Consider the following 15,898-nt stretch of genomic DNA (forward strand, 5'->3'; position numbering starts at 1 on the left):
CGTGGCCACCGGAGCGGAAGGCGGCATAAAGCTCGACCGTTACTCCACTCCGGTTTCGAGGCGGGGGCCGCAAGGCGGCCGAGTAAATCTCCACGTGTGGGACGTCACGGATGCCCCCCAAAATTACTCAAAACCCGGCATTCGCCGGCGTCCCACACACCTCCCACCAAGAGGTGACCTGCTCAAACCTCCAGCCGCTCGCGGCGTGGAGATTTTCGTGCGGGCGGTGACGGAGATGCGCTATCTTTCGGCGAGAATAATCGCCGCCGCCTCGACCAGATCCCGCGCTGTGAAATGTTCCGCCGGTGAGGCCAGCCGGTCCGCCGTGATCAGGATGCCGCGTGCGCCGACCGCGTCGGCCAGGCCGGTATCGCTGGTCTTGTCGCCGATCACCCAGGCCTGGTCGAGCGGCAGGCCGGTGGCTGCTGCGACTTCCCGCGCCAGACCCGGCGCGGGCTTGCGGCAATCGCAACCCTCATCGGGAGTATGCGGGCACAGGGCGATATGGGCGATCGCGATCCCATGGGCGCCGAGCATTGCGAGGAGATGGTCATTGACGGTGTCGGCCTGCTCACGATCAAACATGCCGCGTCCAATGCCCGACTGGTTGGTGACGATGGCGAGAACGGCGCCGGCATCGCGCAATGCGATCAAGCCGTCGAGGGCGCCGGGCAGGAATTCCAGGCCGGCCGGGTCGCCGAGATAATGCCGGTCGATATTGATGGTGCCGTCGCGGTCGAGCAGGACGAGAAAGGGCTCAGGCATCGGCATGGCGGCCGGCGCGGCCGATCGCGGCGGTCGTCGAATGACCGTCGAGCAAGGGGGCCAGGACGACATTGCCGCCGCGTGCTGTCACGACATCGCCGCCCACCACCGCGTCGACGCTGTAATCGGCGCCCTTGACCAGCACGTCGGGCTGGATCGCGGTGATCGCTTCAAGCGGCGTGTCCTCGTCAAACACCACGACCAGATCGACATCGCGCAGCGCCGCCATCACGACAGCGCGGGCATGTTCATTCTGGACCGGGCGATCAGGGCCTTTGAGGCGTTTGACCGAGGCGTCCGAATTGATCGCCACGATCAGCTTGTCGCCCTGGGCCCGGGCAAAGGCGAGCAGGCTGACATGGCCGGGATGGAGAAGGTCGAAACAACCATTGGTGAAGACGCAGCGCTGGCCGCTCGCCTGCCAGTCACGGCAGGCCTTGGCGGCGCCAGTGAGGTCGGCGATCTTGCCGCTTGCGGTATTGCCGGCATGCAGGCTGCGATGGAGTTCGGCGGCGCTGACCGTGGCCGTGCCGACCTTGCCGACGACAATCCCGGCCGCGCGATTGGCCAGTTCGGCGGCGATCTCGATTGGCGCCTTGCAGGCCAGCGCCAGCGCCAGCGCCGCAACGACGGTATCGCCGGCGCCGGAGACATCGAACACTTCGCGCGCCGCGGTCGGCATGTGATGGATGACACCATCGGCGGCGCGCACCGTCATGCCCTGCGGACCGCGCGTGATAACGACGACGGGGCATCCGGTCTGCCCGGCGATCAGGGCGGCGGCCTCGCCCGCGCCGGCATCGCTCTGGCAGGACAGGCCGGTTGCTTCCTCGGCTTCCTTGGCATTGGGGGTGAGGACGGTGGCACCGCGATAACGCGCGAGATCGCGCGATTTCGGATCGGTGATCACCGGCAGGCCACGGGCGTGGGCCAGGGCGGCGGCACGTGCGATCGTGGCGCGCGACAGGACACCCTTGCCATAATCGGACAGGATCAGCGCGGCCGCGTCCTCCAGTTCGCGCTCGAGATGCGCAAACAGGGCTTCAGTGCTGGCCTCGGGCAGATCGACAATATCCTCCTCATCGACCCGCAACATTTGCTGGTTCTTGGCGATGAACCGGTTCTTGACCGCGGTGCGGGCGATATCGGTTCTGGCCAGGTGCGCGGTGAGCCCGGCTGTATCGTCAGCGGCGGCGATCAGGGCCAGGCCGGCGCTGTCATCACCGATGGCACCGATCAGGGCCGCACGGCCACCGAGGCTGGCGATATTGCGCGCCACATTGCCGGCCCCACCGACCATTTCCTCGACCCGTTGGGCGAGAAAGACCGGGGCCGGGGCTTCAGGCGAGATGCGATTGCAATCACCGAAGGTATAGCGGTCGAGCATGACATCGCCGAACACGACCAGCTTCACACCGGCAAAGGCATCAATCCATTCATTGCGTCTCGACATCAGGACCCCATGCCCGCATTGCGGATCGTCAAACTCGTTGGAGTCCAAGGTATAAGGCGAGGCGTGACCGAGTGAAAGGCCCGGCTACGGGACGAGTGCGGCGTCGAGATCGGCGATCAGCTCGGCCGGCGCTTCCAGGCCGATCGAGAGCCGGATCAGGCTGTCGGAAATACCGGCGTCCTGGCGGGCCTGAGGTGTCATCGCGGCATGGGTCATCAGGGCCGGGATATTGGCCAGGCTCTCCACCCCGCCCAGCGACTGGGCCAGGGTAAAGAGTTTGAGCCGTTGCACGACATCGCGTGCGTCGGCGACCGAGCCTGCCAGCTGGATCGAGATCAATTGCCCGAACCCGTCCTGCTGCCGCCGGGCCAGTTCATGGCCGGGATGGCCGGGCAGTCCGGGGAAGTCGACCGCGGCGATGCGCGGATCAGCCTCAAGCCAGGTGGCAATCACGGTAGCGGTCTCGCACTGGGCTTTCGCCCGCAGGGCCAGGGTGCGCAAACCGCGCAGGGCCAGATAGCTGTCAAAGGCGGCGGCGCCCACCCCGGCGCAATTGCTCCACCAGACGAGATTGGCCAGCTTGTCGGCATCGGCGACACAGACGACGCCGCCAACCATGTCGGAATGGCCATTGAGCAGCTTGGTCACCGATTGCACGGAATAATCGGCGCCCCAGTCCAGCGGCCGCTGCAAGGCCGGCGACAGCACGGTATTATCGACCGCCAGTTCGGCGCCAGCCTCATGGGCAAGGTCGGCCAGGGCGCGCAGATCGGAGATCCGCAGGCGCGGATTGGACGGCGTTTCCACCAGCAGCAGGGCTGCCGGCTCGGTCAGGGCATGGGCGACGGCCTCGAGGTCTGTTGTGTCGGTATAGACCGGGATCAGCCGCCCGCCGCGGCCGCGTGCATCGAGCAGACGGCGGGTGCCGCCATAGGCGTCATGCGAGCAGATGACGCGGGCACCGAAAGGCAGATCGTGTAGCAGGAGGTCAATGGCCGCCATGCCGGAACAGGTGACGACGCCGCCGGCGGCGTGTTCCAGCTCGGCGATGGCGGCGGCCAGGGTTGAGCGTCCCGGATTGCCGGTGCGGGCATAATCAAACGCCGGCTGCACGGCCGGGTCCTCGCGCCGATAGGCGGTCGAGAGCGAGAGGGGCGGGATGACCGCATTCCATGTGGCGTCGGTATTGAGGCCGGCGCGTATGGCGGCGGTGCGTGGGTCACGGGCCATGTCAGCCTCCGAGAAAGCGGGTGATGGCAGCCGAGATCGCGGCGTCTTCCTTCAGGAAGGCGTCATGGCCGTAGAGCGAGTGAATGCGCTGCAGCGTGCCCATCGGCGTCGCACGCGCCGCTTCGGCGATTTGCTCGGGCGGTACCAGCTGGTCCTCGACTACAGCGAGATAGGTGACCGGACATTCCAGCCGGCCGGGGTCGACGCAGTGCTCGTCCATCGAACGCGACAGGGCGAGGAAGCGTTGCGGTGTCACCCGGGCCGCGAATTCACAGCCGCGGGCCTCAAGATAGGCGACCACGCCATTGGCGTCGCGGCAATCGGGCTCGGGGTCGTAGAAACGGGATTCCAGCTCGATCGGCGTGCGGTAGGTGGTCATGGCCAGGCGGCGGGCCAGGTCGAGACCGGCGCGGCCATCGCCATATTGCAGGGCCAGCTCGACCGTGTCGCGCTGGATCGAACGCCACGCCCTGGCCATCGCCGAAGCCCGGTGGCAGGCGCTGATGACCAGAAGCCTTTCGATCCGTTCCGGTGCCCGCACCGCCAGCGCCAGTCCGATCATGCCGCCATAGGAGGCGCCGACAATGGAGAAGGTCTTTATCCCTGCGGCGTCGGCCAATGCGAGAATGGCAACTGCCTGGTCGTGCGTGGTCGGGAAGGGGGCGAGCTGGTCAGCGATAAAGTCGAAGGAGAGGATGCGAAGTTGATCAGTGTCGAGCGCACAGCCCGGACCTGCCTGGGCCGCCCACCAGCCGGTCTCATGCCCGTTCGAGGCTACGGTCTGGTCCGAGGAGATCCCGCCGAGGACGAGACAGACGGGCGCGCTGTCGGGTCCGGTCAGGCGGCCGCTGACACGCACGGGCGCGCCATCGGCGCCACGAATTGTGGCGGAGATATCGTGGACGGGCGTGTCCACAGGGCGTTCAAGGGTGATCGGCATGCTGGATTCCGCTGGCGGAATAAAGCGGGCGCCGAATGGGGGTCGAACGGGCGCGAGGAAGATCCGGGGGGAGAAACCCCAACGCCCATTCGATCCGCTTTAGCCGCATTTATTCCGCGCCCGCAAGCTGAACATCAAATCGGCGCGACTTCACATATAAAGATATGTTTATGTGATGTCAATCCGCGGAGACAAACGCCTTCTCGATCACGAAATCGGCCGGAGCGGCATTCGAACCTTCGATGAAACTGGCGTCGAGGCAGATCTGTTTGACGTCCTTCAAGAGCCCTTCCGAGCCACAGATCATCACGCGGTCCACGGCGGGATCCAGGGCAGGCACGCCGAGGCGGGTCGCCAGTTCACCGGAGCGGATCATGTCGGTGACGCGGCCTTTGACCGGGCCGTCATCGCGGGTCACCGAGGTGAAGTGGACGAGTTTCTCGCGCGCCATCTCGCCGATCAGCTCGTCCTGCCGGGTTGCTGCAACCAGTTCCTCGCCATAGGTGAGCTCGTCGAGCTGGCGGCAGGTGTGCGTGAGGATGACCTCGTCGAACTTCTCATAGGTTTCCGGATCGCGGATCAGGCTGGCAAAGGGGGCGATGCCGGTGCCGGTCGAGATCATGTAGAGGCGTTTGCCGGGCTTGAGCGCGTCGAGCACCAGAGTGCCGGTCGGCTTGCGGCCGAGCAGGACTTCATCGCCCGGCTGGATATGCTGAAGGCGTGAGGTCAGCGGACCGTCGGCGACCTTGATCGAATAGAAGTCGAGCGCTTCATCCCAGAACGGGCTGGCGATGGAATAGGCGCGCAGCAGCGGTTTGCCATCTGCCTTGGGCAGGCCGATCATGACGAATTCACCGGAGCGGAAACGAAAGGCGGCCGGCCGCGTCAGGCGGAAGGAAAACAGCCGGTCGGTGTAATGCTTGACCTCCAGCACCGTCTCGACCGTGAAGGGGCCGGGCTTGGCGGAGATGGCATTCTTTGCCGGAGCGGGTGTGGCAGGCACGGGTGCGGTCATCGTCATCGTCTTTATCGCAATTTCATGTCGGGGGCGTGCCGGCGTCAGGCCGTGGCAGGCGAGGTTTCGGTATCGGTCCAGGGCGGAATCGGCAAGCCCCGGCTGGCGAGGAATTCCGGGTTGAACAGTTTGCCGGCATAGCGCGCACCGACATCGCACAACATGGTGACGATGGTCTTGCCCGGGCCGAGATCACGCGCCAGGCGCATCGCACCGGCGATGTTTACCCCGGCCGAACCGCCCAGTGACAGGCCTTCATGGCGCACCAGGTCATAGAGGATGGGCAGCATTTCCGCGTCCTCGATCCGGTAGGCATGGTCGATTTTCAAGCCTTCCAGATTGCCGGTGATGCGGTTGACGCCAATACCCTCGGTGATCGAGGAGCCTTCGCCGCGCAGCTCGCCTTGAGTGTAATAGCTGTACAGCGCTGCGCCGGCCGGATCGGCCACGCCGATCGCGATCTCCGGCTTGAAGGCCCGCAGGCTGGCGGCGGTGCCAGCCAGCGTGCCGCCGGTACCGGCCGCGCAGATGAAGCCGTCAATGCCGCCGCCGGTCTGTTGCCAGATCTCTGGTCCCGTCGATTTCTCGTGGGCCCGGCGATTGGCGAGATTGTCGAACTGGTTGGCCCAGATCGCGCCGGCCGGATTGCTCGCATTGAGCTCTTCGGCGAGGCGGCGGGAATAGTGGACGAAATGATTGGGGCTCGAGAACGGTGCGGCATCGACCTCGATCAGGCGGGCGCCGAAGGACCGGATCGCCTGCTTCTTCTCATCGCTCTGGGTGCGCGGCATCACGATGATCACCGGATAGCCGAGCGCACCGCCAACCAGGGCCAGGCCGATACCGGTATTGCCGGCCGTACCTTCGACAATTGTGCCGCCGGGCTTGAGCGTGCCGTCAGCCTCGGCTTCACGCACGATATTGAAGGCGGCGCGATCCTTCACTGAACCACCGGGATTGAGAAACTCGGCCTTGCCGAGAATCTCGCAGCCGGTGGCGTCCGATGGACCGTCCAGCCGGATCAGCGGTGTCGAGCCAATCAGATCGAGGATATGCGAATAGGCCATGGTTATTTTCTCTCTGGTCGAACCGCAGCGCCCTGCGCCGGTGCGTGGATGCCGCATTCTGTCTTGTCCTGGCCGGGCCAGCGCCCAGCGCGCAATCCGCCGCCGCCATAGGCCGGAGCCGTGCAGGTCCAGCATCCAATCGAGCTATACCCCATATCGGCCAATGGGTGACGCGGCAAATCATGCGTCTGGAAATAGGCCTGGATCTGCTCTGCCGACCAATTGGCCAGCGGGTTTACCCGAAGGCCGTCGGCGACCCGTTCGACCACGGGCAGCGCCGTCCGCGCGCCGCCATGAAACCGCTTGCGGCCGGTCACAAGGGCGTCAAAACCATCCAGCGCTCGCGATAATGGCCGCACTTTTCTCAAGGCACAGCATGCGTCGGCATCGCGCTGCCACAGATAGCCATCGCCATCCTCATCGCGCGCTTCGTCGACATCGGGTTTCAGGACACGCAGACCGGTCAGTTTCAGGCGCTCGGTCATGGTGCGCAGATATTGTTCGGTCTGGGCAAAGTGACGGCCGGTATCGAGGAAGAAGACCGGGGTTGCCGGGTCGACCCGGGAGATCAGGTGCAGGCTGACCGCCGCCTCGGTCCCGAAGGAGGAGAGCAGGGCAATCCGGCCGCGCCAGGTCGTCTCGATCGCATCGCGCAGAATCTCCAGCGCATCGCTCTGGCGGTAGCGCGCATTGAGACGCTCAAGCTCATCGCCTTCGGAATTGCGCAAGTCTGTGATGGTGGCGACGGCGTCATGGGCCGGCTGGTAGACGACCGAATAGCGTTGCTCCGCCCTGGCCCAGTCAGCGGCGAGATCGCTGCGGTCCGGGGTGATGGCATCAAAGCCGACGCGTTTGAGATAACGGGCCTGGTCCGGGATCAGATCGCCGGTCGCGCGCAGCCGTCCCTGATAGTGCAGCCGGGTGCGTAATTGCGTCGCCAGCGTGAAGCCGCGCCCGTCCTTGAAGCTGGCAAAGTGGATATCGACCTGCACGGCGCCCTTGATCTGTTCACCGACTGCGCGCCAGTCGGCCTCGCCCGGCAGTTCCACCACGACACCGCCGCCCGAAGCCAGTTGCGCCATCGCATTGCGGTCGGACTCGGGCGCGAAATCATTGCCCAACATAGATGGCCTCCTTGAACGCCTCGGCACCGGTGCGGCGCAGCGTGTCGATAAAAGTCTCACTGCCGCGTCGAGTTTGAAGATAGGTTTCAAGGATCCGCGCAATAGCCGCAGGCACATCGTCACCTGCCAGACCCTTGCCGACGATGCCGCCGATTGCCGCATCCTTGCCGAAGGCGCCGCCCAGCGTGATCTGGTAGTATTCCTCGCCGCGCTTATCGAGGCCGAGCACGCCGATATTGGCGACATGGTGATGCCCGCAGGCATTGATGCAGCCATCGACCTTGATTGTGACCTGGCCGGCCGCCTCGCTGAGCCCGGCGGCTTCGAGCTGCTTGCTGATCGCCTGGGCAATCGGTATGGAACGCGCCGTGGCGAGGCTGCAATAATCCATGCCGGGGCAGGAGACGATATCGGTTGCCAGCCCGGCATTGGGTGTCGCCAGGCCAGCGGACTTGAGCGCCAGCCAGAGCGGGTGAAGATCTTCGTTCCGGACATGCGGCAACAGCAGATTTTGGTCCGGCGTGACGCGGATTTCGTCGAGGCCATAGCGCTGTGTCAGCCCGGCGATGATGTCGAGCTGGTCGGCGGTGGCATCGCCGGGCGTGCCGCCGATCGGTTTCAGCGAGATGACCGTGCTGGACAGGCCTTCAACCCGGTGGGCGCGGCGATTGCGCTTGAGCCAATGGCGAAAGCCCGGCTCGCCGGCCTCGGGCAGGGGGGCCGGATTGTCGATCGAGGGCGTGCCGAAGAAGCCGCGAATGCGGGCGATCTCTGCGTCGGGCAGCCGCAATTCACTCTCGCGAATGACCTCGAATTCGTTTTCGACCTCGGCGATGAAGGCCTCGGCCCCGAGCGCCTCGACCAGGATCTTGATCCGCGCCTTGTACATATTATCGCGGCGGCCATGCTGGTTATAGACGCGCAAGGCCGCGGTCAGATAGCTCAACAGGTCGCGCGGTTCCAGGAAGTCACGAGTCTTGACGGCCAGCCGCGGCGTGCGGCCCTGACCACCACCAACCCAGACTTCAAACCCGGTCCGGCCGGTCTCATCGCGCACGATCTGCAGGCCGATATCATGGACGCGCAGACCGGCGCGGTCCTCGGCAGCGCCATTGACGGCGATCTTGAACTTGCGCGGCAGGAAGGTGAATTCCGGGTGCAGGCTCGACCATTGGCGGATGATCTCGGCCCAGGGGCGGCCATCCTCAATCTCGTCGGCGGCGGCACCGGAATAGGGGTCAGCCGTCGTGTTGCGAATGCAATTGCCCGAGGTCTGGATCGCATGCATCTCGACGGCGGCGAGTTCTTCCAGAATGGCGGGTACATCGGTCAGGGCCGGCCAGTTGAACTGGATATTGGTGCGCGTGGTGAAATGGCCATAGCCCCGATCATACTTGCGGGCGATATGGGCCAGGGTGCGCAACTGCGCGCTATTGAGCGTGCCATAAGGAATGGCGACGCGCAGCATATAGGCGTGCAGCTGGAGATAGACGCCATTCATCAGCCGCAGCGGCTTGAACTCGTCCTCGCTCAGCCGGCCATCGAGACGGCGCTCGATCTGGTCGCGAAACTCCGCGATGCGTTCACGCACCAGGGTCGCGTCGTATTCATCATAGCGATACATCAGGCGGCCCGATCATTGAGTGCGGGTGCGATCTGGCGGGTCGTGCCCGATGTCGGCCCGTCAATGCGGATGCCTTCGCGGCGCCATTTCTGGCCGGCGGGGGCATGCTCGCCCAGCTCGATCAGATAGGGGCCGACGGCAATGGCGGATTCGCGCCCGGCCAGGGCGAGCCCCGCCTCGGCCTCGTCCTCGGTGAGGGGGTGGGCGTCCTCGAACCGGGTCGACCATTGAGCGGCAGCGGTGCGATAGATGACGCGGCCATCGGTGAGGCGATTGGCGGTGATGGCTTTCATGCGAATTGCTCCTGGCGCTGGGGCAGGCGGGCGGAGAAGGCCGCCGTCTCGCCGATAATGATGATGGTTGGGCCATTGATGTTTTCGCGCACCACCAGGTCAGCCAGGCTGGCCAGCGTGCCGGTGAAACGCCGTTCGCCATCGCTCGATCCGTTCTCGATCAGGGCAATCGGTGTTTGTGGCGCGCGGCCATGGGCGAGCATTTTGGCCTGGATCTCAGGCGCCGCACCGACGCCCATATAGAAAACTGCCGTGCTGTTGGGCGCGGAGAGGGCGCGATAATCGGCGTCTGGCCCGTCCTGTTTGACGACGCCGGAGGCGAAGGTGACCGACTGGGCATGATCGCGATGCGTCAGGGGAATGCCCGCGGACGCGGCGCAGGCCATGGCGGCCGTGATGCCGGGCGTGACCTGGACTTCGATCCCGGCGGCGCGCACGGCTTCCAGTTCTTCGCCGCCGCGACCGAAGATGAACGGGTCGCCGCCCTTGAGACGCACCACGCGCAGGCCCTGGGAGGCCTGCTCGATCAGGATTTCGGCTATTGAGTCCTGCGGCACCGGGTGGTGACCCTTGGTCTTGCCAACATCGATACGGATCGCGTCGCGGCGGGCCAGATCGAGCACGCCGGCGCTGACGAGACGGTCATGCACAATCACGTCGGCCTCGCGCAGCAGACGTGCCGCCTTCAGGGTCAATAGATCGGGATCGCCGGGGCCTGCACCGACCAGATGCACGATGCCCGTGGCCGGCTCGGCCTTGCCATTGAGGGCGCGCAGCATTTCGCGGCGGGCACCGGCCTTGTCGCCGGAAAGAGCCAGATCGCGGGCCTTGCCGCGCAGGGCGCTCTCCCAGAAGGCGCGGCGGTCATCGAAGCGCCTGATGACTGACTTCACCGTGCCGCGCAGCTCGCGGGCCAGGTCGGCGAGCACGCCGATGCGGGCCGGAACCAGGGTCTCGATGGCGGCGCGGATATCGACTGAGAGGACCGGTGCGGCGCCGCCCGAAGCGATAGAGATCACGATGCCGTCGCGGTCGACAATCGCCGGAGTCTGGAAATCAGAGGCGGCGGGGGAATCGACGATATTGACCAGCACGCCCAATTCGCGGGCAGTGGCGGCCAGGTCGGCAATCGCCGCATCCTCGCCGCCGGCAATGAAAAGCAACATCGCGCCATGAAGGTCAGACCGGATCGGCTCCCGGTCTATAACCGTTGCATACTGGGCAATATCCGCAGGTACAGGATCGGCCCCATGGCCGGTGAACCACTTCAACCGGGCGGGGGAGGTTGCGAAGAGGCGTGCCTTGGCTTGCGCCATCGGGCCATGGCCCGTGACAATCACCGTTCGACCGTCCAAGGGCATGGAGGCTGGGAAAACACGCATCTGACAAATCCAATCCTGCGCCTTCATGGCGCGACACCTGCAATATTTCTATTGGGTGGGCTGAATTCAAACGATGATAATTGCCATTTCAGGTTAGAAAAACTAAACAGTGATCATGGCCCAGACCTCTCGCCTTCCCCCGCTCAATGCCCTGCGCGCCTTCGAGGCCGCCGCCCGGCTTGAAAGCTTCTCGCGGGCGGCCGACGAACTGGCCGTCACCCCCGGTGCGATCAGCCAGCAGATCCGCTTGCTGGAGGACCATGTCGGCACGCCGCTCTTCACCCGTCAGGGACGCGGCCTGGCCCTCACCGAGGCCGGCCGCGCCGCCGCCAATACGGCCAGCGATGCCTTCGACATGCTCGAGCGCGCCGTCTCCCTGATGCGGCGTCCGACGATGAAACGCTCCCTGACCGTCTCGGTCTCGCCCTCTTTCGCCGGCAAATGGCTCGCCCCGCGCCTGCACCGTTTCCAGGACGCGCACCCGGGCATCGAGGTCTGGATTTCAGCGGCCAGCGAGAAGGTCGACCTTGCCGCCGGCGCGGCCGATCTGGCGATCCGCTATGGCCCGGGCGGGGATATGACATTGAATGAGGAGCGCCTCCTGACCGAGGAAGTCCTGCCCGTTTGCTCGCCCGACCTGCTCCAGGACGGCAAACCGCTGGTGCGTCCGCGCGATCTGGCCGGCCATACCCTGCTCCACGACGCCTCACCGGAAAGCGATGTCGACGGCGCCGACTGGGCCTCCTGGCTTAAGGCCCGCCGCGTGCGCGGCGTCGATGTCTCCGGCGGGGTGCGTTTCAACCAGTCCGCGCTGGTGATTGACAGCGCGGTGGCCGGCCGCGGCGTCGCGCTCGCCAAGCGCACCCTGGTCCAGAATGATCTCGCGGCGGGAAGATTGGTCGCCCTCTTCTCCGACGGCGCCTCACCGGTCCGCTCGGCCTATCAGGTCGTGACAGCGAAGAACCGCCCGCTCAGCCCCGACGCGCAGAGCTTCATCGCCTGGCTGAAAGCCGAGGCGCGGCATCACGAGCATTCGGTGGATGAGTTGTGAGTTGGGGCAGGAGTATTCACTGTCAGTCCCCAGGTAGGGCACCCCTTTACCGGCGACGCGTATTCGAGGTGCTTGCCCCTCGAAGATTGAGCCCCTGGGTTGGCATAAATTGTACCTGTCCGGAGCATATCCGGACTACATCCGTCCGTGAGTGCTGGAAATGGGAAAATTCTCAACTGTTCCCGGCTTGATTGCATGAGGTTCGCCGATAAATTCGACCCCGACGTAAATATTGAGGCCCATGTGAGCAAGCTCCGTACAATTTTCAGCTCAAGCATACTGGCAATAACTGCTTGCTCTGTGTCGCAAGGCCAAACTCGGGCCGCCTGGCCTGAGACGGGCCTGTACTATGTAGAGACAGATTTGGTATTCGAGGCGCTTGACGAGCCCCTGACGAGTGGTTTTGCCGCGTACGGTGCGCCTATCCTGACCCGCTATGCCCACCCCGTCTCAACCGTGGTGTTGAGCTTGGATGTCGAGGATGAGGGCGGGATTGCCCGGGTGGGCGCGGGCATGGTGCTGCTGCAATCAAGCGGCGGTGGGGTCCCTGGGATCGTCTATTGCGGGCGTGCGCTCCAGAACGCGCCATCGGGCGTAGCCCTCCATGGGTGCCTCGTGGATAGTGACGCCGATGGATATTTTGACCATCGAATGGGGCGAGCATCACCGATTGCGCCTCCCGGGCCGCTGGTTGTCGCCGCAGCGTCACCAGTGCCACTCAACGAGCCGGTCCCGTACGTGATTAGTCATGACGTTGATCAATACCGCTTCGGCTTTGAGCTGTTTAACGCCGATGGCAGCTTTCCTTCCGTCGAGCACCCCGAGGAAGTCATAGTCCGGATGCGGCACTTTGACGGCGCAATAAATCGTGGTGCCGAAGGGCAGGGTATCCAAATTCTGCCAGAAGACGCAGGGACGACATACAATCTTTGGGGCGTCTGCCTCCGCGTTATCGAAATCAAGAACCAACAGATCCACTACGAACTTCTGTCGGTCGATGACGACGTGTTGAGCTGGGCAGAGCGATCTATCATCGATTGGAATTCGGCGTTCAAATGCCGGAACTAGCCAGCGTGGTGTCACTCCAACAGGCGGACAGGCTTGATGTCCCGCGGCGACTGACAATGAGCGAGGGAGCCTGTCCTTGATCCCGTATCCATCATCCCGGGGGCGCACCAATTCCGCTCGCCCCTTTACACCATCCAGGCATGGTCTCGGGCCAGGTTGAGGCCCCAGGGACCCGCCTCCTCACGCGGGCCTGTGTAGCCGCAGCTCTGGCTCGGCACTGCCCGTTCGATTAGCCTGCGCCAGGATCGGGAAAGCAAGATGATCGGTTACCTAACCCTCGGCACCAATCGCTATGATGAGGCGGCGGTCTTTTATGATGCCTTACTGGCGGAGATTGGCGCGAAGCGTCTGATGAGGGGGATGGCTTCATCGCCTGGGGCACCGGCATGGGCGCGCCGGCGATCTCGATCATCAAGCCGAATGATAGCCAGCCGGCGACAGCAGGTAATGGCTCGATGGTGGCCATGCCGCTCGACGCCCATGACAAGGTCGACGCGCTGCACGCACGGGCGCTGGCGCTCGGTGGTAGCAATGAGGGTGATCCCGGTCTGCGCGGCGGCTCCTTCTACGCGGCCTATTTCCGCGATCTCGACGGCAATAAATTCGCCCTCTACTGCACGGGGTTAAGGGCTAGCCAGGCTGGCGGCACCGACCCACGAAATAGCGAAACAGCGATCTTGCGGCGCGGTCATGCAGCAGGAGTTCGGGGTGGTATTGCACGCCCATGCGCAGGGCGGGCGCGTCGGCCTCGATGGCCTGGATGCCTTCGCTGGCGCGTTCATGCGCGACGACGGTGAAGCCGGGGGCCGGATTGCGGACGGCCTGGCGGTGCAGGCTGTTGACCTCAAGCTCTGTGGCGCCGGTAGCGGCTTCGAGATGTGAGCCGGGTTTGATGCGGATCGGCTTGCGGAAAATCATGTATTCGATGGCGGTGGTGGGCCAGGTTGCGATCAGGTCCGGGTCGAGGGTCTGGTGCAAATCCCCACCGGCATGGACGTTGAGCATCTGCAGGCCGCGGCAAATGCCGAAGGCCGGCACGCCGGCATGGTCGGCCCAGTCCATCCAGGAAAACTCCAGATGGTCGCGGTCATGATCGAACTCCGATTCAAGGCTCTCATCGCCGTCATAGCGGGTCGGGTGGATATCGAGCCCGCCGCTGAGCAACAGGCCGTCGGGCCGCTCGCCATGCCAGTCCTCGAACGGTGCCGTGATCCGGGTCGAGCGGCCGCCGCCGAGAAAGATCGCCAGACGCAATAGCCAGGCGACGCCGTGATCGCCGCGCGTGGCGGCGGTGAAGCCGATCAGCGGCTTTCGCGAGCGCGCCCGGCCGTCGCTCATTATTTGACCTCGGCCGGCAGGCGGCCATGGCGCAGGAGGTGGGAGAGGATGAAGAGCGTGCCCAGGGCGACGCTGCCAGCTTCACCGGCGCGGATGTCGGCCTGGGCGTGCTTGCCGCGCTCACCGCGCTCCAGTGCGGCGTGGATATCGTCCTTCAGGGTCTCGAAATCGGTCATGTTTTCCCAGAGCTCGCCGATCCGGGCATGCAGCTTGGTGTCGGAGCGCGTCATGGCGTGCCAGCTCTCCTCGATCTGGGCGAAATACTCGGCCTCATCCAGGCTGGTCCCTGTGAGACCGGCCAGCCAGACGAGGGGGAGTTTGGAGCGATAGCCGATTTGCGGCTTGCCGGGCTCGGGCAGGGGCTCGCCGAGTGTTTGCAGGGCGAGCAGGAGCGGGTAGTCGATCCCGGAATGGACCGAATGGGTGATGCCCGCCCAGAGGCGCGGATTGATCTCGATCAGCTCCGGTGCGTGATCGTCTTCCCCGGTCCAGCGGAAATCGGCCTGCAGTGTGCCGGTCCAGCCGGAGCATTCGACGAGGCGCTGCATTGCGGCCTCGAACGGGGTGGCGAGCACGGTTTCGCGCAGGGCACCGGCGCCATTATGCGGCGGGTATTGCTCCAGATTGCGATAGGCGGAGAGGGCGAAGACACGTTTCCCGTCGGCCATCGCGGTGACGCAGTAATCCTCGCCGGGCACGAGGGATTGCAGCAATTGCGTACCGGTGCGGTGGGTCAGTTCGTGTTCGAGGGCCTTGGCCGTTTCCACCATCAACACGCCGCGTCCGCCATTGCCCTGCGCCGGCTTGATGATCAGCGGCGGGGTGTTGCGGAAATCGCGTTCGCCGGGCTGGATCGGGGCTTCGAACACATCGGTGACCGGTGCCGGCACGTCCCAGGTCTCGAGCGAATGCGCCAGCCGGTCCTTGGGGTCGACCTGGTCGATCGCTTCGGCCGGCGAGGCCGCGATGACGACACCGTCGGCAAAGCGGTCGCGATTCTGGGCCAGCAGCGATGCGTCCTCAAAGACCGGCATGATCAGGACCGGGCCTTCATCGATAAATTCCCGGCTCAGTTTCGCCAGCGCCTCGACATACGCCTCCGGAGCCTCACCCGGATCCGGCACGCGGCGGATATCGTCGCAGAGTTTGGAAAAGCCCAGCACCGTCCATTCGACACTGTCGACGCCGATCAGCTTGCCGGCGATGGGCCGCAGCGACTGGCCAACGGTCAGCGCCATCAGGGAGCGGGCATAGGTGAGGATGATGGTCGGTTTCGACATGCGGGGCCCTTATGTATGTCCGGGTGACGCGGAAAACTAACATGGATTCGGCTGGCGAAAAGAGGAGCGCGTCCGGCCATTTCCGCCTTGTGTCGCCACCCGTCCGGCGGGCTCGTGCGTGCGAACGCGTCGCAGCCGCATACATACTGCGCGTTGCAGGGCTGTTTTCGGGCGAAACTGCTTGACCCCAATAGCTAAGACAATGTGAGAATGTCTCCCAATAAGGGGCGGATGCCAGACATCGGGCCTCAGTCATGAACGGGGCAAT

General features: G+C 64.7%; 14 protein-coding genes. 2 read left to right on the plus strand and 12 right to left on the minus strand.

Features of this window, described 5'->3' with window-relative positions; genetic code table 11:
* Window positions 1–240 precede the first annotated feature (240 nt).
* From ACN0YJ_RS04545 to cysG, 10 genes are all read right to left on the minus strand, one after another.
* Complete coding sequence (locus tag ACN0YJ_RS04545) at window positions 241–771, minus strand: D-glycero-alpha-D-manno-heptose-1,7-bisphosphate 7-phosphatase (RefSeq protein WP_417495470.1); 531 nt, start codon at window positions 769–771, stop codon at window positions 241–243.
* Entirely contained in the window at window positions 758–2,218 is a 1,461-nt protein-coding gene (rfaE1, locus tag ACN0YJ_RS04550) for a D-glycero-beta-D-manno-heptose-7-phosphate kinase (protein ID WP_417478284.1), read from the minus strand. The genes ACN0YJ_RS04545 and rfaE1 overlap by 14 nt, the downstream gene beginning before the upstream one ends.
* An 84-nt stretch (window positions 2,219–2,302) precedes the next feature.
* Complete coding sequence (locus tag ACN0YJ_RS04555; RefSeq protein ID WP_417478285.1) at window positions 2,303–3,448, minus strand: trans-sulfuration enzyme family protein; 1,146 nt, start codon at window positions 3,446–3,448, stop codon at window positions 2,303–2,305.
* 1 nt (window position 3,449) lies between these two features.
* Entirely contained in the window at window positions 3,450–4,388 is a 939-nt protein-coding gene (gene metX / locus ACN0YJ_RS04560) for a homoserine O-succinyltransferase MetX (protein ID WP_417478286.1), read from the minus strand.
* 178 nt (window positions 4,389–4,566) lie between these two features.
* Window positions 4,567–5,409 (minus strand): ferredoxin--NADP reductase, encoded by an 843-nt coding sequence (locus ACN0YJ_RS04565; RefSeq protein ID WP_417478287.1) that lies wholly within the window; start codon window positions 5,407–5,409, stop codon window positions 4,567–4,569.
* A 38-nt stretch (window positions 5,410–5,447) separates the two neighbouring features.
* Entirely contained in the window at window positions 5,448–6,470 is a 1,023-nt protein-coding gene (locus ACN0YJ_RS04570; RefSeq protein ID WP_417495471.1) for a cysteine synthase A, read from the minus strand.
* 2 nt (window positions 6,471–6,472) lie between these two features.
* Window positions 6,473–7,594 (minus strand): phosphoadenylyl-sulfate reductase, encoded by a 1,122-nt coding sequence (locus ACN0YJ_RS04575; RefSeq protein WP_417478289.1) that lies wholly within the window; start codon window positions 7,592–7,594, stop codon window positions 6,473–6,475.
* Window positions 7,581–9,218 carry a nitrite/sulfite reductase gene (locus ACN0YJ_RS04580; RefSeq protein ID WP_417478290.1) on the minus strand — a complete coding sequence of 546 codons (1,638 nt, stop codon included), beginning with the start codon at window positions 9,216–9,218 and terminating at the stop codon, window positions 7,581–7,583. Before ACN0YJ_RS04580 ends, ACN0YJ_RS04575 begins: the two co-directional genes overlap by 14 nt.
* On the minus strand, window positions 9,218–9,511 hold the full coding sequence (locus ACN0YJ_RS04585) for a DUF2849 domain-containing protein (protein ID WP_417495472.1): 294 nt from the start codon (window positions 9,509–9,511) through the stop codon (window positions 9,218–9,220). The genes ACN0YJ_RS04580 and ACN0YJ_RS04585 overlap by 1 nt, the downstream gene beginning before the upstream one ends.
* On the minus strand, window positions 9,508–10,893 hold the full coding sequence (gene cysG, locus ACN0YJ_RS04590; protein WP_417478292.1) for a siroheme synthase CysG: 1,386 nt from the start codon (window positions 10,891–10,893) through the stop codon (window positions 9,508–9,510). The genes ACN0YJ_RS04585 and cysG overlap by 4 nt, the downstream gene beginning before the upstream one ends.
* Before the next feature lie 115 nt (window positions 10,894–11,008).
* Between cysG and gcvA the strand changes: the two genes are divergently transcribed.
* Both gcvA and ACN0YJ_RS04600 read left to right on the plus strand, forming a co-directional pair.
* Window positions 11,009–11,944 (plus strand): transcriptional regulator GcvA, encoded by a 936-nt coding sequence (gene gcvA, locus ACN0YJ_RS04595; protein ID WP_417495473.1) that lies wholly within the window; start codon window positions 11,009–11,011, stop codon window positions 11,942–11,944.
* A 195-nt stretch (window positions 11,945–12,139) separates the two neighbouring features.
* A complete protein-coding gene (locus ACN0YJ_RS04600; RefSeq protein WP_417478294.1) occupies window positions 12,140–13,012 on the plus strand; it encodes a hypothetical protein in 873 nt (290 codons plus the stop codon).
* 630 nt (window positions 13,013–13,642) lie between these two features.
* On the opposite strand, the gene ACN0YJ_RS04605 is transcribed toward ACN0YJ_RS04600, so the two are convergent.
* Both ACN0YJ_RS04605 and ACN0YJ_RS04610 read right to left on the minus strand, forming a co-directional pair.
* Complete coding sequence (locus tag ACN0YJ_RS04605) at window positions 13,643–14,350, minus strand: gamma-glutamyl-gamma-aminobutyrate hydrolase family protein (protein ID WP_417495474.1); 708 nt, start codon at window positions 14,348–14,350, stop codon at window positions 13,643–13,645.
* Window positions 14,350–15,630 (minus strand): ATP-grasp domain-containing protein, encoded by a 1,281-nt coding sequence (locus ACN0YJ_RS04610; protein ID WP_417495475.1) that lies wholly within the window; start codon window positions 15,628–15,630, stop codon window positions 14,350–14,352. The genes ACN0YJ_RS04605 and ACN0YJ_RS04610 overlap by 1 nt, the downstream gene beginning before the upstream one ends.
* Between the last annotated feature and the right edge of the window lie 268 nt (window positions 15,631–15,898).

It is taken from the genome of Maricaulis sp. (assembly GCF_048270095.1).
GTDB lineage: Bacteria > Pseudomonadota > Alphaproteobacteria > Caulobacterales > Maricaulaceae > Maricaulis.